Below are 23607 nucleotides of genomic sequence, written 5' to 3' on the forward strand. Positions count from 1 at the left end.
TGCGTCGCCGGGCAGACGAGGCAAGGCAGGGATTGAGTTCAGTATTTCGCCTGGGCCGTGGTGCCATCGGGCGCGGTGAGCTGGACGGCGCCCTTAACGCCCTTGGGCACGGCGACCGCGGCGGTCCCGGCAAGCCGGCTGCCGCCGGCGGGCGTCAGAGGGAAGCGCTGGGCCTTGCCGTCCACCAGCAGGATGGCATTGGCCTTGAAGCCGTCGGCCGGAACCGGCTTGTCGGAGCCGTCGCTGAGATAGAGCGAGACGGCAGGTGTCCCGTCGGCCACCAGTTCCGCATGATAATGCCCGGCGTCCACGCGCACGCCTCCGTGGGCGCCGGTGCCGGGCTCGTGCGCGAGCAGCGGCGTCGCGAGAAGGGGAAGAGCGATGAGGGCCGACGCAAGGGGGCGGAAGATCATGGGGCACTCCGATCAAAAGGCATCCGCACGGGCGGCGGCCGGGTTGGGGCCGGCCTCGCCCACCGCCGCCACCAGCCGCTCCAGCGGGCGGCGGCCGTAGACAAGGACGAGGACGGGGGTGAGCACGGCATCGAGCAGCGTGGCGCTGACGAGGCCGCCGAAGATGGTGACGGCCACCGGGTGCAGGATCTCCTTGCCCGGCACCTCGGCCCCGCTCATGAGCGGCAGCAAAGCGATGCCAGCGGAGGCGGCCGTCATCAGCACCGGGGTGAGCCGCTCAAGGCTCCCGCGCATGACGAGGGCCGGGCCGAAGGGCAGGCCCTCGGATATGGCGAGATTGATGATGTGGCTGATCTTCAGGATGCCGTTGCGCGCGGCGATGCCGGTGAGCGTGACGAAGCCGATCATGCTCGCCACCGAGAGTGGCTGGCCGGCCAGCCACAAGGCCACCACCGCGCCGATGAGGGCCAGCGGCACGCTGCCCATGATGACCAGCGCGAACAGCGCCGAGCGGTAGCGGCTGTAGAGGATGGCGAAGACCAGGAGCAGCGACACCGCCGCGAGCGCGCCGATGGTGCGCATGGAGTCCTCCTGCGCCGCGAAGGTGCCTTCGAGGCGCGTGGACATGCCGGACGGCAAGTCCGTCGCGGCGATGACGCGGCGCATGTCGGCGATGATGGCCGCCGTGTCGCGCCTGCCGGAGGTGTTGGCGAGCACCACGATGCGCCGGCGCCCGCCCTCGCGCAGGATCTGGTTCGGCCCGTCCGTCTCCTTCACGTCCGCCACCTGGGAGAGGGGCACCCAGCCGGATGGGGTCTCGATGAGCAGGCGGGCCAGCCCCTCGGCGCTGCGCGTTGCATCGGGCAGGCGGACCACTAGGTCGAAGCGGCGGTTGCCGTCCACGAGGGTCGAGACCACGCGCCCGTTGGAGAGTCGCGCCAGCGCGTCCGTCACCTGTGCGGGCTGGAGGCCATGGAGGGCGGCGCGGCCGTAATCCACGCGCACCGTCACCTCCGGCACCCGCACCTGCCGCTCCACCTGCAGGTCGACGAGGCCGGGAATGGCGCCGAGGCGCTGGCGCAGGCTTTCCGCCGTTGCGCGCAAGGTGTCGAGGTCGTCGCCGAACAGCTTCAGGGCGATCTCGGCCCGCACGCCGGAGAGCATGTGGTCCAGCCGGTGGGAGATGGGCTGGCCCACGTTGAAGGACGCCGGCAGAACGGCGAGGCGGTCGCGGATATCCGCCGTGATCTCGGCCCGGCTTCGGGCGGAGGGCCGCAGGTCCACCTCGATCTCGGAGGCGTGCACGCCCTCCGCATGTTCGTCCAGCTCCGCCCGGCCGGTGCGGCGGGCCACCGCCTTCACTTCCGGCACGTCCAGGATCAGCGTCTCGGCAACAAGCCCCATGCGGTGGCTCTCGGCCAGCGAGAGGCCGGGGCGGAACGACATGGAAATGGTGAGCGAGCCCTCGTTGAACGGCGGCAGGAAGGCGCGCGGCAGGCCCGTGGCGGCGGCCAGCGCAGCGACGAACAGGAGGGCGGTTCCCACCATCACCAGGCGCGGGTGGCGGAAGGCGGTGGAGAGCAACGCCGCGTAGCCGCCCTTCAGCATCCGCACCAGCGCGCCGTCCCTTTCCGCATGGCGGCTGAGGGCCGGCAGCAGGTAGAAGGCGAGCACCGGCGTGAGCGTGATGGAGGTCAGAAGGCTCGCGAGGATGGAGACGATATAGGCCTGCCCCAGCGGGGCGAACAGCCGCCCCTCGATGCCCGGCAGGGCGAACAGTGGCACGAACACCAATACGATGATGAGGGTCGCGTAGACGATGCCGGAGCGCACCTCCCGGCTCGCCGCCACCACCACGTCGAACACGGGACGGGGCACGGCTGCGGCGGCATTCTCGCGCAGCCGGCGGAAGATGTTCTCCACATCCACCACCGCATCGTCCACCAATTCGCCGATAGCGATGGCGAGGCCGCCCAGCGTCATGGTGTTGATGGAGAGGCCGAAGGCGTGGAACACGATCGCGGTGGCCAGGATCGACACCGGGATGGCGGTGAGCGAGATGACGGTTGTGCGCCAGTTGAGAAGAAACAGGAACAGCACCACGGCCACCACCGCCATGGCCTCCAGCAGCACCTTCTCCACATTGCCGATGGAGGCGGCGATGAAGTCCGCCTGCCGGAACACGGGCGGGGAGATGCGGATGCCGTCGGGCAGCGTGCGGTTGAGGTCGGCCACCGCCTCTTCCACCGCATTGGTGATGGCCAGGGTGTCGGCTTCCGGCTGCTTCTCCACCGAGAGGATCACAGCAGGCCGGCCCATATAGCCGGCATCGCCGCGCTTCAGCCGCGCCGCGTAGTCCACCTGCGCGATCTGATGGAGGAAGACGGTGCCGCCGGCGGGGCGCGGCAGGACGAGGGTCTTCAGGTCGTCCAGGCTCAGGGTGCGGGCGATATTGCGGATGAGGAACTCCCGCCCGCTTTGGTCGGCGAAGCCGCCGCCGGAATTGGTCCCGAATTGGGCGAGCGCCTTTTCCAGCGCATCGAGCGTAATGCCGTAGGCGCGCATGGCGGAAACGTCCGGCGAGACGCGGAACTGCCGCACCTCCCCGCCCATGGGGATGACCTGCGCAATGCCGGGGATGGCGAGGAGGCGCGGGCGGATGACGAAGTCCGCCGCCTCCCGCACCGCCATGGGCGATGCGGTGTCGCTGGTGACGGCGAACATCAGGACCTGGCCCATGATGGAGCTGATGGGGCCCATCTGCGGGGAGACGTTCGCCGGCAGCCGGTCCCGCACGAGGGCGAGGCGCTCGGCGATCTGCTGGCGGTTGCGGAAGATGTCGGTGCCGAAGTCGAATTCCACATAGACGACCGAGAGGCCGACCCCGGACACCGAGCGCAGGCGGACGAGGCCGGGCAGGCCGTTCATGGCCGTTTCCAGCGGGAAGGTGACGAGTTGCTCCACTTCGGCGGGGGCGAGGCCATCCGCCTCGGTCATGATGGTGACGGTGGGCCGGTTGAGGTCCGGCAGCACGTCCACCGGCAGCCGCGTGACCGCATAGGCGCCGTAGACCACCAGAACGAGCGCGAGTGCGAGCACCAGCAGGCGGTTACGCAAGGACTGGGTGACGAGGACCGTGAACATCGCGGGCCTCAGCGGATCTGGTCGAGGAGTTCGGCGCCGTCGGTGACCACGCGCTGGCCGGGGGAGAGGCCCGCCACCACCAGCACGCTGGACGCGTCGAGGGGCTCGGTCTTAACCTCCAGAGAGACGAAGCGCTCGGCACTGAGGTGCGCATAGACGATGGATTGGCCGTTCGCCCCGCGCACCACCGCAGAGCGGGGGATCGCGATGCCAATGCGCGGGGCGCCGGCCTCCGCGAAGACCGTCAGGAACTGGCCTGGGCGCAGCTCCCCGGTATTCGAGGCGACGGAAAACAGGAGGGGAAGGGCCTGTGCCCGGTCGGATATCCCCGCGCCCACGAAGGCGAGGGCCACGCTCCGCCCGTCGGAGAGGCGGCCTGTGGCACCGGACCGCCCGGCATCCGGCGAGAAGCCGAGCGCCTCCACCCACAGCCGGCCGGGATCGACAATGCGGAAGACGACCGTGTTCGGATCGGCCATCTGCCCCGCCACGGCATCGGCGGCGGCGATGACGCCGGATACCGGCGCGCGCAGGGCCTCCGGCTCGCGCTGCACCCGCTCCAGCCGGGCGCGGCGGGTCTGAAGACCCTTCAGCTCGATTTCCGCTTCCTCCACCTCGCGGCGGGTGACGGCATTGGGAATGGCGGACAGCCGCTCGTAGCGGCGCTTCACGATGGCGATCTGCTGGTCCAGTTCGTAGCCCTGCTGCTCCAGGTCCTTGAGGTCGGAGGCGCCGATGGGCGGATGCACATAAGCGAGGATCTCGCCAGCCGCGACCTTCGTGCCGAGGGGCTTGAAGCCACCTTCCGGCGGCGCGAGGCGCCCGCCCACGGCGGTCTGGACGAGGCCGCTGGCATTGGCGTCCGGCACCACGCGGCCGGGCAGCTCGACGGTGCCGGCAAAGGTGCCTGCGGCGGTGACGAGGGTGCGCACGCCAAGGAGGCGCTGGGTGGGCTTGGGCACGATCACCGAGCCGTCGGGGAGGCGCTGAGCGGCATCGCGGGCGGGGGGCTGCGTGTCCGCAGCCCATGCCCCCTGCGGGACGCCGGCAAGCGCGACGCCGAGCGAACCGAGCATGAGGAGCGCGCCCGCCCGCCGCCGGGACATGGCCAGCGCCCCGGCCAGGAAGCCGATGAGGAGGCCCGCCAGAATGCCCGCGAGGAGGTCCGCCCGCAGCCCGCCGAGCTGCGCCAGCACCGCCGGGGCTTGCGTCTCGGACGGTGTCGGAGCGGCAGGTATGGTCAAGGTGGCGGCAAGGACGTCCACCATGTCGCCGGCCGTAACGGTGAAGGCAAGGTCGTGCGCGCCCGGCTTCGCTGCGAAGGGAGCCGGCAGCACATAGTCGCCCGGCCCGGCGGGCTTTGCCGTTCGCGATCCTCCAGGCGTATCGACCTCGATGGTGGCGCCTTCCACGGGCGCGTTGTCGGCGAAGCGGTCGAGGTGGATGGTGAGGGTGCCCTCGCGCAGCACCGCCACCAGCTCGAAATCGGCCGAGGCCGCCTCGGCGCGGGGGGCGAGCGTCGTCAGCGGGGGCGGCGGGGGCGCACCGTGGTCGTGGCCTTCGTGGGCCGCAGCGGGGCCGGACAGCACCGCGCCGGCGAGAAGCCCGCACAGGCCGAACACGGCTTTCCGCAAGAAATGGCGCCCCATGCCTCAACCCGTCCGCTGCCGATTCCGGTAGCGGAGAGCGATAGCGTGCGGCGCGTCACGCCGCGTATCGCTTCTGTATCAGTTTGTTTCAGCCTGGACCTTGGGCAGGCGCACCATGGCGACGAGGCCGCCGCCGGGGGCGTTGGCGAGGGCCAGCGTTCCTCCATGCGCCTCGGCCACCGCATGCGCGATGGTGAGGCCGAGCCCGACGCCTCCAGTGGCGCGGCTGCGCGAGGCCTCAAGCCGCACGAAGGGCTCAAGCACGGCGGCCAGTTGGTCCTCTGGAATCCCCGCTCCCTCGTCCCGCACCGTCAGGACGGTATCGGATTCCTCGTCCATGATGGACACATGCGCGGAGCCGCCATAGGCGAGCGCGTTTTCCACCAGATTGCCCACCATCCGCTTCAGGCTGACGAGCCGCCCTGCGACGACCAGGCGCGGCGGGGCCGAAAGATCGGCCCGCAGGCCCCGGTCCCGCGCGTCGTCCACGATGGTTTCCACCAAAGCCACAAGATCGAGCGGCCGCACCGGCTCTTCGCTCGCCTCGCCCCGCAGGTAGGAAAGTGTGGCCTCGACCATCTGCTCCATCTCCGCGACATCCCCTGCGATGGCGTCGCGCAGCGCCGGGTCGCTCACATCCTCGAGGCGGAAGCGCAGACGCGTCATGGGCGTGCGCAGATCGTGGGAGACGGCCGCGAGGGCCTGGGTGCGCCGCTCGACCAGTCCCGCGATGCGCGCCTGCATGCCGTTGAAGGCATGGGCCAGCTCCCTCACCTCTTTCGGTCCCGTCTCGGGCAGGTGAATGCGCGCCGCGTCCGGTGGCAGGGCCGCGACGGTGCGCGCCATGGCCCGCAAAGGCCGCGTGAGCCACGCGGCAATGGCGAGGGACAGGAGCAGCACCCCCGCCGCCATCAGCGTGGTGGAGAGCAGGGAGCCGTGCCCCCCGGCGGTCTGCGGCACCGAGGCAAACAGGCGCACGTTCAGCCAGCTCCCGTCGGGCAGGCGCACGGCCACGAGGCTGAGGTGCGGATCGGGCCCGGCGCCAACCAGAATGTCCGCTGCGGCAAGGTCCGGTGCGAGCGCGCGCACCTCGGCGGCGAGGCGTTGGGCGGATGGGTCAGCGTGGGGCCCCGTCGCGGCCATGGCCTCGCGGCCCCAATGGGCATCGATGGCGCCGCCGGAAAGCGCATGGGCCACGTCCTCGCGCTGGCCCGGCGGCGTCGCGGCGAGCGACCGGCGCAGCGCCACGACCTGATCTGCGAGGCGGACGGCATGTGCCGCATGGCGCTCGCGCTCGATGGCGTGCTCGTAGGTCCACAGGCTCAGCACATGGACGACGACGATTCCGAGCACGGCCACGACTGCGGTCCGCAGGGCGAGACTGTCGATGGCGCGGATCATGAGCGCGCCACCTCCGGGACGAAGAAATAGCCGGTCCCGCGCACCGTCTTGACCATCTCCGGCCCGCCGCTCGAATCGAGCTTCCTGCGCAGCCGGCTCACCTGGATATCGATCGCCCGGTCGAAGCCGGTGGCGATGCGGTTCTTGGCCGCGTCCATCAACTGGTCGCGCGTCAGCACCCGCTGGGGGTGTTCGAGGAAGGTCAGCAGCAGGTCGTATTCGCCGGTGGAGAGATCGACGATGGCGCCTCCCGGATTGGTCAGCTCCCGCCGCCGGGTATCGAGCGTCCAGCCGGAGAAGGCGAGCCGCCCGCCGCTCGCCGCGCCCGCTCCCGTGCCGGTCCCTTGGGGCTGCATACGCCGCAGCACCGCATGGATGCGGGCGAGCAGCTCGCGCGGGTTGAAGGGCTTCGCCAGGTAATCGTCGGCACCCAGCTCCAGCCCGACGATCCGGTCCACATCGCTGCCGCGGGCGGTCAGCATGATGATGGGCACACTCGAGGTGCGGCGGATGTCCCGGCACAAATCGAGCCCGCTCACCCCCGGCAGCATGACGTCGAGAATCACGAGGTCCACCGTGCCGGCGGCCATCGCCTCCCGCATCTCGCGGGCATCGTGCGCGGCCGTGACCTTGTGCCCGTGCTCGCGCAGGAACTTGCCGGCCAGGCGCCGGATCTCGGCATCGTCGTCAACGATGAGGATGTGGCCTTCGGGGGACACGGTCGCTCGCTCCTCGGAGCCGCATTTCTATAGCTTCGACGAGCCTTCGCAACCGTCATCACGCCGGAGGTATGCGTCGGTGTCGGTGGGGCGGAAGGGTGACGACCTATGAGGGCGGTCTGCCGGTTCCGTTCGCCCCAGTGTCAGGGCTTGAGGCGGACGCGCCAAGCTACCATGGAAAAGCAGCTGCCGGCGCCCGGCGTCCCGGACGCCGGCCGAAGTGCTTCAAGTCAGTTCCGCTTCGCGGATCGCGCCCGCCATAGCCTGCGCGCTGGCTGCGTAGGTTCGGCGCGCAGATCAGTCTCACCGAAGTGCAGGCTCTTCAGCTTGCCTGGAGCAGATCGAACTCGCTGCTGCCGCCCTGCTCCTACCATCGATAATTCAATGAGGCGTAGACGGTGCGGCGCGTGCCATAGATCACTGAGTTCCAGTAGAAGCCGGCAGTGTAGTATTCCGTGTCGAAGATGTTTGTTCCCGACAGCGAGAAGGTGGCGCCGCGTAGCTGATGATCGAGCTTGCCAAGGTCGTAGCGAAGAGACGCGTCCACCAGCGCATAGCCTGGGATCGCGATCTGCCCGCCATTGGCATCGTTCATGACGGCCCAAGAACTGCCGACATAGCGAAGGCCGGCGCCGATGCCGAGCCCATCCAGAGTTCCCTCGTAGAAGGTGTAGTAGGCCCATAGAGCGGCGCTGTTGTGCGGGACGCCCGACGGCGCGGTGCCCACCTTGCTTATGCCGGCGTCGTTGGGATTGTCCTGCGTCACCACCGTGTCGAGATAGGTGAAGGAGGCGATGATATCGAGGTTAGCGGTGACGTTCGCCTTGGCCTCCAGCTCGATGCCTCGCGAGCGCACTTCGCCGTCCTGCACCGAATAGCCCACGTTGATGGGATCCGTGGTGAGCACGTTCTGCTGGGTGATCTGGAACACCGACGCCGTGAACATGGCCCGCCAGCCCTGCGGCTCATACTTGATGCCGGCCTCGTACTGCTCGCCGGTCGTTGGCTTGAACGACCGGCCCTGAAAATCCGTCCCAGCCACCGGCAGGAAGGAGGTGGCGTAGCTGGCATAGGGCATCACGCCGTTGTCGAACTTGTACCCCAGGCCCGCACGCCATGTGAAAGCGGAATAGTTGGCCGCCACAACTTCGTCCGTAAAGCCGTAGTCTGCGAGGATGGTGCGCGAGTAATAATTTGCTTCCTCGTTGCGCGCCCAATCCTGGCGTCCACTCAAAGTGAGCAACCAGTTGTTGATTGTCATCTGATCCTGCGCGTAGATCCCGATCTGGGAGATGGTACTCTCCGTATCCGACCAGGGGCGGCCGAACGTATAGATGAAATTATAGTTCGGCGCGAAAATGTTGATGGCGTTGTAGTTGGTGGAATTCGTTCGGATTTCGCTGGCGTTGTACCATCCCCCGTCGACGCCGAGCAGGATCTTGTGTGCCACCGGCCCGGTCTGGAAATGGCGGGAGAGATGGGTGTCGATCAGGAAGCTGTCCGAAACCTTGGGTCGCAACTGCACGCCGACATTGTAATATTTGTTGTCTACCACCGCGATAGGCCAGTCCCAGCCCCAGGCGGTGTTGTAGTCCACATCGGCGTGGGCGTACCGGGCGTTCTGTACCAATTGCCAGTCATTGTCGAACGTGTGCTTGAACTCGTAGCCGACAGAAGTGTTCTCGACGTTCCAGCTGCTCAGTCCGGGCGCACCGAGATAGAGGCTGGGCGATATCTTCGGCCCCAGCTGAAACAGGCTGTTGGCCATGGGGATGCTCTGCTCCGAGCCGCCCTTTTCCGTCTTCTGGTAGTTCGCCAGCAGGGTGAGCGAGGTATTGGCGTTCGGCTGCCAGGTAACGGCGGGAGCGATGTAGATGCGGTTGTCTGGGGAATAGTCGATCTGCGTGCCGCTGTCCCGAAACAGGCCGGTGACGCGATAGAGCCAGGTGCCGTCTTCGGTCGCAGGCCCGCCGATATCGAAGGCGCCCTGGATGCGGTCGTAGTTGCCGCCGAGGATCTCGATCTCGTGCAACGGCGTGGCCGTCGGGCGCTTGGTGACGGCGTCGATGATGCCACCCGGGGTGCCGGCGCCGTAGAGAGCCGAAGTCGGCCCTTTGACCACGTCCAGGCGCTGGAGGCCATAGACCTCGATATCGCTGTCATAGTTGTTGAAGCCATTGCGCAGGCCGTCGCGGTAATTGGCATTTTGATCGATAGCGCGGAAGCCGCGAATGTAGAGGTCCGGCATCCCTTGGCCGCCGGGATAGTCCACCGCCCGCACGCCCGGGGTGTAAGCCACGGCAGAATTGAAATCCTGCACACCGCGCTGGTCCATTTCCGCCCGCGTCACCACGCTGATGGATTGCGGGGTGTCGATGAGCGGCGTCTCGGTCTTGGTCCCGGCCGACGTCTCGAGCGCCACCACCTGCTGGGCGTTATCGCCCTCCACGTCCACGGTGCCGAGCCAAGCCTCGCCGGAGCCGGCTGCGCCCTGCGCCTGAGGCGCTGCGATGGTCACCGTATTGGAGCTGGTGAAGCGGTAGACCAGGCCCGTACCCGCCAGCAGGCGTGCCAGCCCGGCATCGCGCGAATAGGTGCCGGAGAGTCCCGGCGCGCGGCGTCCGGCCACAAGATCTGACGGGAACAGAAGGCGAAGGCCGGCCTTGTCAGCGAATGTCGTGAGCGCGCTCCCGAGGTCCTGTGCCGGAATGCTGAAGGTGATGCCAGGTGCGCCCTCCTGCGCGCGCCCTGGGCCGGGGTAGATCATCGCCAGCATGGCGCACACGGCGGTTCCTGAAAGCCAAGCCGTCCGCCCAGCTGTCCCATCCACCTGCCACCGCCGATCCCATCCCGCCGCCATCGTCTCTTTCTCCTTCAGGCCGGTCCACCAGCGCGCCGCCGTTCAGGACCTTCGAAGACAAGGACGAAGCGACGCCCGCGACCTTGCAGCGGCGCGTGCGATTTTTTTGCGCTCAGAGGATGACGTTGAGCAGCGGCAGTCGCACGACGCGGACCGGAAGCGTCTGCTCGATGGTCTCCAGCACCGATCCGGGATCGGCCAGTTCGAACACACCGGTCACCTCAAGCCCCTTGAGGCGGCCGCTGGCAATGATGATGCGTGCGTGGGTGTGACGCTGGAGCTCGGCCACCACCTCCACCAGCGGCCGGCGATCGAAGATGAGCTTGCCGCGCCGCCAGGCGGTGACGGAGTCGGCATTCACCGTCCGCGGGCCTATCGCGCGCCCTTGGGCATCATAGCGCAGGCTCTGGTCGGCGCGCAGGGTAACGCTGCCCTCGCGTACTGCCACGGTGACGCCGCCCTCCACAACTGTCACCACTACCCCGTCGGGCTGCATGTCCACGTCGAAGGCGGTGCCGAGGGCGCGGGTCCGCCCGTCAGCGGCGGTGACGACAAAAGGGCGGTCCGGATCGCGCGCGACGGTGAAGAGGGCCTGCCCGGAGAGCAGCCTCACGGCCCGCTCGGCCCCACTAAAATCGAGCGCCAGCGCCGTGCTCGCATTGAGCAGAACGCGCGATCCGTCCGGCAGGTCCGTCGCCCGCACCTCGTTGACACCGGTAGCAACGTCGGCAGCGAGACGATCGCGGATAGTACCGGCGGCGAGCGCGCCTAGGCCCAGCGCGGCGAACGCCCCGCCACCGATCAGCGCCCGGCGCGTGATCTTTTCCCGTGATGTCTTGCGCGCCGTATCCCGCGCGACGGCTCCAGCGCCGCCGAGCCCGTGCCAGAGCGCCTCGGCCTCGCGCGCCGCCGCCTCGTGTTCGGGGCTCTCGGCGCGCCAGCGCGCGAAAGCCTGCGCCTCCGCTTCCGCCCCCGGTGCCCCGGAATGGATGCGCACGAGCCATTCGATGGCGCGATCGCTTGCCGCAATGGGTGCGCGGGCGAACGCGGGCGAGACGGAGCGGGGCGTGGGCGTCATGCGCGGATACCGAAGCAACGTGCCGAAGCTAGTCCAATGCTCGCAGCCTGTCGCGGCAGTGCCGTAGGGCTTGAACCAGATATTTCGCGACCATGCTGTCGGAGACTTTCAAGCGCGCGCCGATCTCTGCATGTGTCAGCCCGTCGCACCGGCTAAACAGCAATGCGGCCCGGGGCTTCTGCCCCAACTCGGCAAGGGCACGTACCAGCACCCGCAATTCGTCGCGGTGCAACGCATAGGCTTCCGGAGAGGGCGTGGCATCGGCAATCTCGCGTAGCACTGCGTCGTCGCTGATCTGCCGGGCGGCATGACGGCGTTCTCGCCGCAGCAGGTCGATGGCGATGTTGCCAGCGATGCGCAGGAGGAAAGCGTGGCAGTCACGCACCCCCACTGGAGCCTGCCCCATGCCGGCAAGCCGCAGCCACGTCTCTTGAAGGGCCTCTTCGGCAAGGTCCCGCGAACCGACGCGTCGACTGAGTTGGGTTCGCAACTCATGCCATTGGCGCATGTAGGCGAGCATCAGATCGCCGCCGGTGTCAGTTTTCGCAATCATCGTGGCGGGGCAGGCGGCTATTCGGTGAAGAAGAGCGAAATTGATAGCTGCTTCGCTGAAGGCGAGCAATCGCGATGATTTGGAGTAATGATAAGGTGGTGTAAGAAGAAACCTGACGTTGCCCCTCTTGGCTAATTCAGATCGAAGTTCGTTCTGGCCCACTGAGAGGGCCAGAACATGAGGCGCAGCCGCTTCACGAAAAAGCAGATCATCGGCATCCTGAAGGAGCACGAGGCCGGGGTGCCGGTCTCGGAGCTGTGTCGCAAGCACGGGTTCAGTGACGCGGCATTTACAAGTGAAAAGCCCGTTTCGGCAGGATGGACGCGCCGGAGGCCAAACGGTTGTGGGCGCTCAAGGATGAAAACGCCAAGCTGAAGTGCATGCTGGCCGACGCCATGCTGGACGACGTCGCGCTGAAGGATCTGCTGGGAAAGAAGTGGTGAAGTCCGCTGCCGAGCGCAGAGCTGTCGCCTACCTTATGGAAGCCCATGGGATGAGCGAACGGCGGCGCGGCCTCTGCCTGCTGCGCCAGCTCCTCCAGTGCTCGGATGGCCTGAACCGCCGCGCCCTTGGCCTCGTTCTGATCCCTCAACTCGGCGAGGCGGTAGACGTTGCGGGGACGCTGCGATGTTTTGAACGCAGCCATCTCAGCGTTCAGGGCCGCCCGGAACCGCTTTGGCTTCCCGCCTTCGGTTGCGGCCAGGGAGACGGACGAATTCCCCGTCCGGTGCCGGCGCATCCCGCCGCCCTCGAGTGAGAGCCCGAGCTGTGACGGGTCATGCTCGGGCCGTCCGGAAGGAGGGCGCGTTTCAAACAGGACGAGGCCGAAGCCAAAGGTGTCGAGCAACAGATCGAGCGAGACCCAAGCCGGCGGCCGCTGTCACGATCCCAGGCCTCCGGCTTGCCGCAATAGCCATCCTGGAGGCCGGCCTTGTCGTCGACTTCGAGCTGGGACAGGCCGAGCTCCTTCCGCCGCGCCTTCAGGGCATTCAACAGGCCGCAGTAATTCCATCAATAGGCGATGGTCTCGTAGTCGGCGCTCATGCAGTCCGCACCTCCTTCTCCGCCATGGCGGAAACAGCCCGCGGCGTTGCGCAGTCCGGGCACGACAAGACGCTGCCCAGATCCTCCGGCGCGCGTTCGAGATCTCGGCATAAAGGTCGGCGAACGCCATGTGCGCGGCGACGCGGCAGCTTGGGCACCAGGCTGAGAGCCGGTTGAAGCCGAAGCCGGCCAGATAGGACAGCGAGATGCCATCCGCGCCGGGGCCAGGCGCGTGCGATCCAGTAGGGTGTCGGGGACGATCGCTGTTTCTTGAAGGTCGAAATATGCGCAGTCAGCGTCACCATCGCCATCGCGAAATTCTACAGTTGCGATGCGTCAATGCCCTGCTGCGGTGCGGGAATAGTGTCGCCGCGCGGGACTTGGAGGGCGGCGCGACAGCAGCCGCGAATCGCCGGAGGGACGGGAAGCCGTTTCTCTGGAAGGGTTCGTGCGTGCTTTCGGGGCGCGGCCAGGACAGGAGGTCGTTCCATGAACGACGAAGGTACAATCCGGCGCAGGCCGCGATTGAAGACGCTCGCGGCGGCCGCGGCCGGCGTTGCGGTGGTTGGCGCGGCGGTTTTCGGGTGGATCGTCTCCCCGCCGCGCATCGATGATGGCGGCCGCACGCTGCCGCAGGCGGCGGCCCCGGAGCTGGTGGCGCGCGGCAAGTACATCGCCGAACTGGGCGACTGCGTCGCCTGCCATACCACGGCGGACGGGAAGCCCATGGCCGGCGGGCGCGGGCTGGAGACGCCGTTCGGCATGCTCTATTCCACCAACATCACACCCGATCCGAAGACCGGCATCGGCCGCTACAGCTTCGGCGCCTTCGACCGCGCCATGCGTAAGGGCGTGACCGCCGACGGCACCCACATGTACCCGGCCATGCCGTACCCGTCCTATGCGAAGATGTCGCCGGACGACATGTATGCGCTCTACGTCTACCTCATGAAGGGAGTGGCGCCGGTGGATAGCCCTAACCGGCCGTCCGGGATCGGCTTCCCCTTCAACCAGCGCTGGACGCTCGCCTTCTGGAACGAGATGTTCCTCGACACCCACCCCTTCGTCGCCGATGCCGGCAAAAGCGAGGTGTGGAATCGCGGCGCCTATCTGGTGCAGGGGCTCGGCCATTGCGGCGCCTGCCATACGCCGCGGGGCATCGGCTTCCAGGAGCGCGCCATGTCCGACACGGACGGCAGCGGCGACATGTTCCTCGCCGGCTCAAAGGTCGAGGAATGGAACGCGGTCAACCTGCGCGGCCTCGGCGACGTGGATGACACGGTGGAGCTCTTGAAGACCGGACAGAACCGCTTCGGCACCGTCTCCGGCTCCATGACCGAGGTGATCCACAACTCCACCCAGAACTTCACCGACGCCGATCTCGTGGCCATCGCCACCTATCTGGATGGCCTGCCCACCGACCAGCCCCGCCGGCGGACGCCGGTCATGCCGGACACGGGTGTTCCGGCCGCGATGTTCACCACCCGCGGCGGGCTGGCCTATGCCCAGTTCTGCGCCGATTGCCATCGCCTGAACGGGGAGGGCGTCGCCAAGGTGTTCCCGCCGCTCGCCGGCAATCCGACCGTTTCGGCCAAGGACGCCTCGACGCTCGTCCACATCACCCTGACCGGCTGGGCGACGGCGCAGACGCAGGCGCATGCCCGCGTCTTCACCATGCCCGGCTTCGCCCGGCTGGGGGACGATGAGATCGCCGACATCCTCTCCTTCGTCCGCGCCAGCTGGGGCGGCAATGCCACGCCGGTCACGGCCGGCGAGGTGAAGGCTGCGCGCGCGACGCTCGATCCCAAGGTGGACACCCGGCCCTTCGACACGCCGCGCATCGCGGATGTGCTCAATGAGCCCAATGCGGCCCAATTGGTGCGCGGCATGCGCCTCAACACCGAGACGCACACTCTGCTGCCGAAGAATGTCGGCAACGCGCTGAACTGCTCCAGCTGCCACCTCAATGCCGGCACGGTGGCCGACGGCTCGCCCTATGTGGGCGTCTCCGCCTTCTTCCCCAGCTACGCGCCCCGGGCCGGGCGGGAGATCACGCTGGAAGACCGCATCAACGGCTGCTTCCTGCGCTCCATGAACGGCAAGCCGCTCGCCAAGGACGGCGACGACATGAAGGCCATGGTCGCCTATTTCGACTGGATGAAGCGGGAGACGAAGCCCGAGGACAAGGTGGAGGGCCGTGGCGTCGGCAAGATCAGCCAGGCGATCAAGCCGGATACGGAGAACGGCGCCAAGGTTTACGCCGCCCAGTGCGCCGTCTGCCACGGGTCGAACGGAGAGGGGATCAAGGACGCCGCCGGCGCCTTCGTCTATCCCCCGCTCTGGGGCGACCAGTCCTTCAACATCGGCGCGGGCATGGCGCGCACCTACACGGCTGCGGCCTTCGTGAAGCGCAACATGCCCATCGGCTTCCACGGCGGATTCCCGCTGGGCCAGGGCGGCCTCACCGACCAGGAGGCGGTGGATGTGGCCGAATACTTCAGCCACATGCCGCGGCCGGACTTCGCCCCCAAGGTGAACGACTGGCCGAAGGACAAGAAGCCGGCGGACGCCCGCTACTGACCGCCTGAAACAACGAGCGCCCGGGCCGTGCAGGGTCCGGGCGCTCGCGCATCCCCCCGTCGCGGGACGTTGGACGGGCGGAAAGGGTGAAAGTGTTGCGTTGCCCTCGCTCAGGCGCCGCTCAGGCTTGGAGGACTCAGCTGGGAAGCACCACCACCTTCGTGCCGTTGGGCACGCGGCGGTACAGGTCGATCACGTCCTGGTTCATCATGCGGATGCAGCCGGAGGAGACCGCCTCGCCGATGGTCCAGGGCTCGTTGGTGCCGTGGATGCGGTAGAGCGTGTCCTTGCCATCCTTGAACAGATAGAGGGCGCGGGCGCCCAGCGGATTGGTCTCGCCGCCAGCCATGCCACCGGCCCAAGGGCGATACTTGACGGGTTCGCGCGCGATCATGGCGTCGGTGGGCCGCCAGCTCGGCCATTCGCGCTTGTTGCCCACATTCGCCGTGCCGGAGAATTCGAGCCCTTCGCGGCCGACGCCCACGCCATAGCGCAGCGCCTTGCCGTTCTCCTGCACGAGATAGAGAAAGCGGTTCCGGGGATCGACCACCAGCGTGCCCGGCTCCTGTCCGGTGGGATTACTCACCAGCTGGCGGACGTTGCGCGGCTTGATGTCGTCCGGGTCGGCGGCGGGGATGCGGAAGCCACCGTCCTCCAGCGCGCCATAGCGCGCCGCATCGGTCGGCGCGATGCGCGGCGCCTTCACCGGCATCTCCTCCTGTGTGGTCACGCAGGCACCGAGGGCCAGCGGCAGGACGAGAGTGGTGAACAGGCTGCGACGGGAGAGCACGTTGGCGGCCAAGAGAAGATCCAAGTTCGGCATCATTCCCCCGCGGTCTGGCGGTGGCGGGCTTCGGCAACGGCGCGCTTGAAGCTGGCATAGTCGAGGGTCGAGGCGAGCAGAGGGCCGACCAGATAGGTGGGCGTGCCGCTGAGGCCGAGGGAATCCGCCTGCGCGGCATTGCGCTTCAGGAGCGCGCCGATGTCCGCGATGTGCGCGTTCAGATCCGCCATCAGCCGGTCGAGATCGACGCCCGAGCCGGCCACCGCCTTCAGCATGGTCGGCTCGTCGATGCGACGGCCGGGGATCGACATCAGCGCGTTGTGGACGGTCTCGTACCGGTCCTGATAGGTGGCCGCGAGGGCCAGCTGCGCGCCGTAGACTGAAGCCTCGGTGAGGACCGGCCAATCCTTGTAGACGAGGCGGATGTGCCCGTCCTCCTTCACCACGCGGGCAAGGTCCGGCGCCGATTTCTTGCAGAAGGGGCAGTTGTAGTCGAGGAAGGCGACGATGGTGACATCGCCGTCCGCATTGCCGAAGGTCGGCGCGGCCGGGTCGCGGAGGATGGCGTTGACGTCGACGCCTTCCGCCCGTGCCCCGCCTGCGCCCGCCAGCGCGGCCGGCACGAGCGCCGTGAGCGCGGCGATGCGGATGAAGTCCCTGCGTCGCATGGGTCGTCCTTCGGTCATGGGGTCAGAGGCCCGCTTTGGTGGCGAGGTGGTCGATGTCGGCGCCGGTCAGCGCGCCCACGCGGCGCGATCCCGGCACCTCGCGGCCAGCGGGATCGAGGAGGAACAAGGTGGGCGGGCCGATGACCTGGTAGCGGCCCATGAGGGCCTGCGCGCCGTCGCCATACCGGGTCACGTCCACGGCGATGCGGTCCAGCCCGGACAGGCGCGCGGCTGCGGCCGGCTCGGCCATCGTCGCCTCGTTGGACTTGCAGACCGTGCACCAGTCGGCGGTGAAGGAGACGAGGGTGGGCCGGCCGTCCTGACCTGCGGCGGCGAGCGCCTGCCTCAACGCCGCGGGGGACGACACCCGCACCTCCCGCACTTCCGCGGCGGCGGGGCGGGAGGGCGCGGCGAGAAAGCCGAGGGGGCGCAGCGGATCGCTCGCGCCGCCGGCCGCGCCGACCAGCAGCAGGAGACCACCCGCCACGGCGGCGATGCCCGCCGTCTTGCCTAAGGTTTCGCCTATCCGGCGGCCGGCATCGGCGTCGGACGTCAGCGCATCGAAGCCGCCGGCGAACACGCCGAGGCCGATCGCGAGAAGGCCGTAGAGGGCCAGCCCCGCCGCGTCGGGCAGCACGCGCGCCGCGAGCCAGGCGGCGATGGCGAGGAAGAGCACGCCGCAGCCGTGCTTGATGGCGAGAAGCCAGCGTCCCGAGCGGGGCAGGATCTGCGCGCCGAACGCCCCCACCGCCACCAGCGGCGCCGCCATGCCGAGGCCGAGCATGAACAAAGCGGAGCCGCCCCGCCCCGCATCCCCCGTCTGCGCCGCATAGAGCATGGCGGCGGCAAGCGGCGGCGTCACGCATGGCCCCACCACCAGCGCCGAGGCGAAGCCGAGGCCGGCTGCTCCCGCGATGGAGCCGCGCCCGCCCGACGGCAGCCGCGCCGCCAGCGCGGAGGGGACGGCAAGATCGAAGAGGCCGAACATGGCGCCGGCCAGCGCGACGAACACGGCAGCCATCAGTCCTATGGCCCATGGCGTCTGCAAAGCCGCCTGAAGGTTCGCGCCGGTCCAGGCCGCGCCCATGCCGAGCACGCCATAGGCGGCGGCCATGGCAAGGCCATAGGCGCCGGACAAGGCGAGGCCGCGCGCCGGTGTCGGCTTCGCTCCGCCGCCGGCGAGGATGCCGGAGAGGATCGGCAGCATGGGGAAGACGCAGGGGGTGAAGGCGAGCAGCAGGCCGAGGCCGAAGAAGGCGCCGAGGAGGGGCAGCAAGCCCCTGTGGAACAGTGCATCCATGGCGGCCGGTTGTGCGGCGGGCTCGGCCGCTGCGGCCGGTTCGCGGGGGGACGCGGTGCTCCCTTGGTCCTGCGCGGGCGAGGCGTCGGCAGGCGGACGGGCGGGGGTTACGGCGAGCGTCGCCAGATCCACGCGCCGTGTCACGGCGGGGTAGCAGACGCCCTGCTCGGCACAGCCTTGGAAGGTAACGTCCAGCGCCCCTGTCGCCGGCAGGCCGGTGGCCACCGCCGTCACCGCGCGGTGATAGATGTCCACCGGCCCGAAATTCGGATCGTCCTTCTCCTCGCCGGACGGCAAAGCGAGGGCGACGGATGCGCCCCCCATCCCGGCCTTCAGGCTCTCGCGATAGAGATAGGTGCCCGGCGCGATACGCCAGCTCAGGGACAGGCTGCCGTCCGTCGCCCGTGATGCGGTGACGGTGAAAGCCTCGTCCGCCTTCAGGATGCGGCCCTGCGCCAGCGCAGGGACGGCGCCGATGGCTGACAGCACGATGAGCCCCAGCGCGGCGAGCGCGCGGCGGAGGGGGGAGAGGGGAGAGCGGAGCGTGTTCGCGACCATGAACGCTCCCTCGGATGCCCACCTTAAGCGGGCCTTAAGGTCGGGGTAGAAGGGAAGGGGCAAGGAGAGCGGTGTGATGCGCATACTGGTCGTCGAGGACGACCCGGTCCTGATGGACGGCCTCAAGGTGGGGCTCGGCCTCGCCGGGGCGACGGTGGACGATGCGACGACCTGCGCCGATGCGCGGGCGGCGCTCGCGGCCGCGCGCTTCGATGCGGTGGTGCTCGACGTGATGCTCCCGGACGGCTCCGGCCTCGACGTGCTCGCCGGCCTGCGCGCGCAAGGCGACGCGACGCCCGTCCTCCTGCTCACCGCCCTCGACGAGGCGCCTGACCGAGTGCGCGGCCTCGATGGCGGCGCCGATGACTATCTCGGCAAGCCGTTCGACCTCGATGAATTGAATGCCCGCGTGCGCGCCATCGCCCGCCGCGGCCACGGCCGGGCCGGCCCGCTGCTCAAAGTGGGGACGCTGGTGCTCGATCCCGCGACCCTCGCCGCGACGCTCGACGGGCGACCCATCGCCCTGTCGCGGCGCGAATTCGCGGTGCTCTCCACCCTGATGGAGCGGCCGGGCGTGATCCGCTCCCGCATGGAGATCGAGGAGCGGCTCTATGGCTGGCAGGAGGAGGTGGAGAGCAACGCCGTGGAGGTGCACATCCACAATCTTCGGGCCAAGGTCGGCCGCGAGACCATCGAGACCGTGCGCGGCCTCGGCTATCGCGTCAGGGGGCCGGCATGACCTCGCTCAAGCGCAGGCTGGTGCTGATCCTGCTGGCGGCAACGGGCGTCATCTGGCTGTGCGCAACCGGCTGGATCTACGCCTCGAGCCGCAGCGAGCTGGAGCATGTGCTGGACACCCGCCTGCAGGAGGCGGCGCGCATGGTCCATTCGCTGGTGGCCGGCGGCAACATCGCGGCCGCCGAGGCCGTGGCGCAGGCGACGGCGCCGCCTGAGGCCGGCTACGAGCGCCAGCTCTCGTGCCAGATCTGGTCGCTGGACGGGCGCCTCGTGGCGAAATCCGGCGGCGCGCCGGAGGAGGCGCTGGCGGGGCCCGCGGAAGGCTTCTCCGAGCGCACGGTGAACGGCGAGCCGTGGCGGGTCTATACCATCCTCGATCCGGACAAGGGCGTGCGGGTCATGGTGGGCGACCGCATCGGCCTGCGTGACCGGCTGGTGCGCGATCTGGTGGCGGGGCTGCTGGCGCCGGTGATCTTCATCGTGCCGCTGCTCGGCCTCCTCATCTGGATCAGCGTCGGCCGGGGTCTGGCGCCGCTCCATGCGGTGGCCGGCGACATCGCCGCCCGTGACGGCGAGGACATGCGCCCCGTGGCGCCGGCGGCGGCCCCGGCCGAAATCCGCCCGCTGCTGGAGGCCATCAACGGCCTGTTCGCCAAGGTGGAGGCCGCGCGGCGGCAGGAGCGGGACGTGACGGCCTTCGCCGCGCACGAATTGCGCACGCCCCTCGCCGGTCTGAAGACGCAGGCCCAGATCGCGTTGGCGGCACATGATGCACCGACGCGCGAGGGCGCACTGCGGCAGATCCTCGTCTCGGTGGACCGCACCACCCGCCTCGTGCGGCAGCTGCTGGCGCTCGCCAAGCTCGAAGGCACGCCATCCCCGTCGCTCGAAGCTTCCGGCGAGACGGAGGCCGGGGCGTTGCTGCGCGACATCGTGCGCCAGACGTCGAAGCCTGCCACGGCGCATGTGGTGGTGGACCACGCCCTCGACGGAGTGAAGCTGAAGGGCGACCGCGAGGCGCTGCACCTGATGCTGCGGAACCTGCACGAGAACGCGGTGGAGCACACCGTCGAGCATGCGGCCGGCGGCGGCACCATCTCCTGGCGCCCCTGCGCCGGCGGGCTGTGCGTGGAGGATGACGGGCCGGGCATTCCCGAAGACGAGCTGCCGCTGGTGACGCGCCGCTTCTACCGGGGCCGCAGCCGCAGCGGGGCGGGAAGCGGCCTGGGGCTCACCATCGCCACCATGGCGGCCGCCCGCGCCGGCGCCCGGCTCACGCTGGAAAACCGCCCTGATCGACAGGGGCTGAGAGCCACGATCATTTGGTCGCGCACCTGAATTCCGGCAATGGCGGCTCCGGCCCAGGCGAACAATCGCCGCCTGCCGCTCGATTCGACCTGCACTGGGATGGAACAGGGGAACACCGGTGTTCCGGACAATTCTCGGCCTAAAAAATTTCCGACCCAGGAGCCGTTTGCGCTCCGTTGCCTGTTCCAGCCACTACGCTTGTCTACCTAAAAACTCAGGTGTTATAAGGCGTTAAATGGGACAGCTGGGTGGGCTCGAACCCCCGACCTCCGGCTCCACAGGCCGGTGCGAGGGTTGGATCACCGCCTCCTTCTTCACTCATCTGTACTTTGACTTCGGTGGCGACGCGGGGCGACCTATCCGACTTCAATATCTCGCCGTCTGATTTTTCTTTATATATCAAATGCTTAAATGGTGCCGGATGAGGGCGCCTCAATTCTCACATATCTAGTTGAAAATAGTTATAAATTTCAGTCCTATATCAAGTTGGTGCCAACACAAATGCCAACAAATCGGAGCGATGCTCCTCGATGGCACTATCCGGCGAACTGCCGGGATCTGGCGCGAAGGGACAGAACGACGGCCACTCAGGCCGCCTCCCATACCCGGTTCAAGATCCGCGCGGAGATTGCCTTGTTGTCCACAAGGGCAGTGCCGCCGGGACCGACGGCCGGGCTCACCTAGCCCAGCGCTGCGAGCACCATCCCCGCCACGCCACAAGCCGCGAGTGTGGGAAGCATCCCGAGCCTGAGCCGGAACATGGCGATTATCGCCATCGCGGAGAGGGCGGCCGCGCGCCAGTCGATGGAGGAGAGCACGGGCAGGTCTGGCCCGATGCCGCGCCAGTCCAGCTCACCACCTGCCGGAAGACGACGTGGATTCGGGAAATATGCGGAGCCCATGTCGTCTTTCTTGGACGTGCGCCTCGCGAGATCGACCGCGAGCCATGCCCATGGCAGTAGGCCCCCATCCAGTCGAGGCGCGCGGAATGCGATGGGGCGAGGCCGAGAGCGTGACGGGGTATCACGCAAATCTCGCCCCGTCAGCGCCGAGGCCTAATCGCTGCCAGCCGCGTGCGCTCGGCGCGGCTGCTCTTCAGGAAGAAGCGCACCATTTCGCGGCTCGCGTCCGGCCCGTTCGGATCGGTAAAGGATCCCGACGGGCTGCCGCCGGACCAAGCATGACCGGCGCCGTGGAGCACCCAGTTTTCCAGCACCCCATTCCCCGCGGCATCGCTGTGGACTTCCCGGGTGTAAGCCACGCCGCCCGGAGACTGGCCGGAGGTGACCGTCGTCCGGAACTTCATTTCCCCCTGCGCCTGCGCGGCTGCCTGCGCCACCACCTGCGTGCCGTTCACCGGATGGACCGTCCTGTCGCCGTCACCGTGAAAGACAATGGTGGGCACGACGACCCCATCGCTTCGGTGCGCCGCGGGACTGCCGCCCTGGCGCATCGCCGCGAAGGCGGAAGGCATGTCGCGGGCGGCACCGCACGCCAGTCCGGAATGCACACCAATGGCGCGGAAGAGATCGGGATAGGTCGCGCCCATGATCGCTGCCGTCGCACCCCCGGCGGACAGGCCGGCGGCAAATACCCGGTCCGGGTCGACCGGGAACTCGTCCATGATCTGGCGCGCGATGCCGGCAATCAGCGAGGGCTCGCCCCGGTCGCGCTTCTGATCGCCCGCATTGAACCAGTTCCAGCAGCCGGAGGCGTTGGCATCATGGCTCTGCGCTGGATAAGCGACGATAAAGCCATGCTCCTCCGCCAGCTCGTTCATGCGCGTGCCGGCCGCGAAGTCGTCCGGGGACTGGGTGCAGCCGTGCAGCATCACCACGAGCGGCACCGCCTCACCTGCCAGGGTCCGGGGTACATAGAGTTTGTAGGATCGGCGGCCCGCCTGGTTGGCAAAACTGCGTTCCTCGAAGCTTGCACCTTCCGGCACCGGCACCTGCGTGGCCACGCGCGGTCTCCTCGCCTTGAGGCGGGCAGAGGGGCTGGCGTCAAGGACCAGATCCAGCATTCCGTCCAGCCAGGAGGCGGGCCGGGCGGCGACGTGGTCGACATGGACAGGGGCAGCCGTTGTGGCTGCAGGCGCAGTCCAGGCGCTGCCGGTTTCCGGCGAAGGCGGAACGAGGTCAACGATCGGTGTGCCCGCGTCCGCCTCGGCAGGCCGATCGGTGTCAGGGGAGTTGGAAAGGCCGTCACGCAGGACGGTCATGGCTTCTTCGAGCCGGCCCTGGCGGGTGAGGCGTGTGGCTTCCAACACGTCGATCTTGAATTGTCTGGCCATCTGGTGCGGCTCCACGAGTTCATTCGGACAAAGCGCAGGAGCCGGCCCTGCGGTGAAAGGCTGGAATTCTCCAGCATTGGCGAGTTCAGGTCGTCAGCAGATCCGATCGGCCAGCGCCGCCTTGACACCCGCGCTGGCCTGAAGAGCCCCGAGAATCTGCAGAGAGGCGATGGTGGACCGCGCCAGCTCGGGCGAAACATCCTCCTCGATGACCGCCATACCGAGCACATGGATATGGAGCATCTCGCCGGAATTGTGCGCGGCCTCAAGATCCTTGCGGCTATAACGCCGCAGACCCAGGTCCAGCTGATGCCGGCTCAGCGATTTTTTCAGAGCCTCATCATGGCGTTCGATCTGATTGCGGATCGCGGTGCGGATGAAATCCGTGCGGTTGGAATAAAACCCTTCGCGCACCAGAAGGTCCACCTGGCCCAGGTCGACGTAACCAAGGTTGATGGTGATCTTCTCGCTCTCCGCCTGCCGCGGCCTGAGCTCCTGCACCTTGTGGGCCATTTTC

Annotated in this window: 17 protein-coding genes and 1 pseudogene; 4 read left to right on the forward strand and 14 right to left on the reverse strand. The window is 68.3% G+C overall.

Going from position 1 to position 23607, the window contains the following annotated elements:
• Nucleotides 1-38 precede the first annotated feature (38 nt).
• The 8 genes from J2126_RS20000 to J2126_RS25855 form a co-directional block, all read right to left on the reverse strand.
• Entirely contained in the window at nucleotides 39-413 is a 375-nt protein-coding gene (locus J2126_RS20000) for a hypothetical protein (RefSeq protein WP_209488599.1), read from the reverse strand.
• A 12-nt stretch (nucleotides 414-425) separates the two neighbouring features.
• Complete coding sequence (locus J2126_RS20005; protein WP_209488600.1) at nucleotides 426-3557, reverse strand: efflux RND transporter permease subunit; 3132 nt, start codon at nucleotides 3555-3557, stop codon at nucleotides 426-428.
• Between the two features lie 8 nt (nucleotides 3558-3565).
• Nucleotides 3566-5206, reverse strand: coding sequence for an efflux RND transporter periplasmic adaptor subunit (locus tag J2126_RS20010; RefSeq protein ID WP_209488601.1), 1641 nt, complete (start codon nucleotides 5204-5206; stop codon nucleotides 3566-3568).
• A gap of 78 nt (nucleotides 5207-5284) precedes the next feature.
• Nucleotides 5285-6607 carry an ATP-binding protein gene (locus J2126_RS20015; protein ID WP_209488602.1) on the reverse strand — a complete coding sequence of 441 codons (1323 nt, stop codon included), beginning with the start codon at nucleotides 6605-6607 and terminating at the stop codon, nucleotides 5285-5287.
• A complete protein-coding gene (locus tag J2126_RS20020) occupies nucleotides 6604-7326 on the reverse strand; it encodes a response regulator (protein ID WP_209488603.1) in 723 nt (240 codons plus the stop codon). The genes J2126_RS20015 and J2126_RS20020 overlap by 4 nt, the downstream gene beginning before the upstream one ends.
• Nucleotides 7327-7693: 367 nt before the next feature.
• Entirely contained in the window at nucleotides 7694-10093 is a 2400-nt protein-coding gene (locus J2126_RS20025; protein ID WP_209488604.1) for a TonB-dependent siderophore receptor, read from the reverse strand.
• A 205-nt stretch (nucleotides 10094-10298) separates the two neighbouring features.
• Nucleotides 10299-11264: a FecR family protein gene (locus tag J2126_RS20030; protein ID WP_209488605.1), complete on the reverse strand. Its 966-nt coding sequence runs from the start codon at nucleotides 11262-11264 to the stop codon at nucleotides 10299-10301.
• Between the two features lie 28 nt (nucleotides 11265-11292).
• Nucleotides 11293-12048, reverse strand: a complete 756-nt coding sequence (locus J2126_RS25855) for an RNA polymerase sigma factor (RefSeq protein WP_348634352.1) — start codon at nucleotides 12046-12048, stop codon at nucleotides 11293-11295.
• On the opposite strand from J2126_RS25855, the pseudogene J2126_RS20040 reads away from it, so the two are divergent.
• Together J2126_RS20040 and J2126_RS20045 are read left to right on the forward strand one after the other, a co-directional pair.
• A pseudogene (locus J2126_RS20040) lies at nucleotides 11995-12325 on the forward strand (transposase); the annotation flags it as partial. The gene J2126_RS25855 and the pseudogene J2126_RS20040 overlap by 54 nt on opposite strands.
• A 1025-nt stretch (nucleotides 12326-13350) precedes the next feature.
• A complete protein-coding gene (locus J2126_RS20045) occupies nucleotides 13351-15441 on the forward strand; it encodes a c-type cytochrome (protein WP_209488606.1) in 2091 nt (696 codons plus the stop codon).
• Between the two features lie 136 nt (nucleotides 15442-15577).
• Here the strand turns inward: J2126_RS20045 and J2126_RS20050 are convergent, their stop codons facing one another.
• The 3 genes from J2126_RS20050 to dsbD are packed head-to-tail and all read right to left on the reverse strand — an operon-like array spanning nucleotide 15578 to nucleotide 18751.
• A complete protein-coding gene (locus J2126_RS20050) occupies nucleotides 15578-16255 on the reverse strand; it encodes a L,D-transpeptidase (protein WP_209488607.1) in 678 nt (225 codons plus the stop codon).
• A gap of 8 nt (nucleotides 16256-16263) precedes the next feature.
• Nucleotides 16264-16893: a DsbA family protein gene (locus J2126_RS20055; protein ID WP_209488608.1), complete on the reverse strand. Its 630-nt coding sequence runs from the start codon at nucleotides 16891-16893 to the stop codon at nucleotides 16264-16266.
• Nucleotides 16894-16915: 22 nt separating this feature from the next.
• Nucleotides 16916-18751 (reverse strand): protein-disulfide reductase DsbD, encoded by a 1836-nt coding sequence (dsbD, locus tag J2126_RS20060; protein WP_209488609.1) that lies wholly within the window; start codon nucleotides 18749-18751, stop codon nucleotides 16916-16918.
• Between the two features lie 76 nt (nucleotides 18752-18827).
• Here dsbD and J2126_RS20065 point away from each other — a divergent pair, with 76 nt between their 5' ends.
• Entirely contained in the window at nucleotides 18828-19490 is a 663-nt protein-coding gene (locus J2126_RS20065; RefSeq protein WP_209488610.1) for a response regulator, read from the forward strand.
• Nucleotides 19487-20827 (forward strand): ATP-binding protein, encoded by a 1341-nt coding sequence (locus tag J2126_RS20070; protein ID WP_209488611.1) that lies wholly within the window; start codon nucleotides 19487-19489, stop codon nucleotides 20825-20827. Before J2126_RS20065 ends, J2126_RS20070 begins: the two co-directional genes overlap by 4 nt.
• 650 nt (nucleotides 20828-21477) lie before the next feature.
• Here the strand turns inward: J2126_RS20070 and J2126_RS20075 are convergent.
• The 3 genes from J2126_RS20075 to J2126_RS20085 form a co-directional block, all read right to left on the reverse strand.
• Nucleotides 21478-21699, reverse strand: coding sequence for a hypothetical protein (locus tag J2126_RS20075; RefSeq protein ID WP_209488612.1), 222 nt, complete (start codon nucleotides 21697-21699; stop codon nucleotides 21478-21480).
• Nucleotides 21700-21839: 140 nt separating this feature from the next.
• Nucleotides 21840-23090: an extracellular catalytic domain type 1 short-chain-length polyhydroxyalkanoate depolymerase gene (locus tag J2126_RS20080; protein WP_209488613.1), complete on the reverse strand. Its 1251-nt coding sequence runs from the start codon at nucleotides 23088-23090 to the stop codon at nucleotides 21840-21842.
• Between the two features lie 93 nt (nucleotides 23091-23183).
• Nucleotides 23184-23603 (reverse strand): CopG family transcriptional regulator, encoded by a 420-nt coding sequence (locus J2126_RS20085; protein WP_209488614.1) that lies wholly within the window; start codon nucleotides 23601-23603, stop codon nucleotides 23184-23186.
• Nucleotides 23604-23607 lie beyond the last annotated feature (4 nt).

This window comes from Xanthobacter flavus (assembly GCF_017875275.1).
Taxonomy (GTDB): domain Bacteria; phylum Pseudomonadota; class Alphaproteobacteria; order Rhizobiales; family Xanthobacteraceae; genus Xanthobacter; species Xanthobacter flavus_A.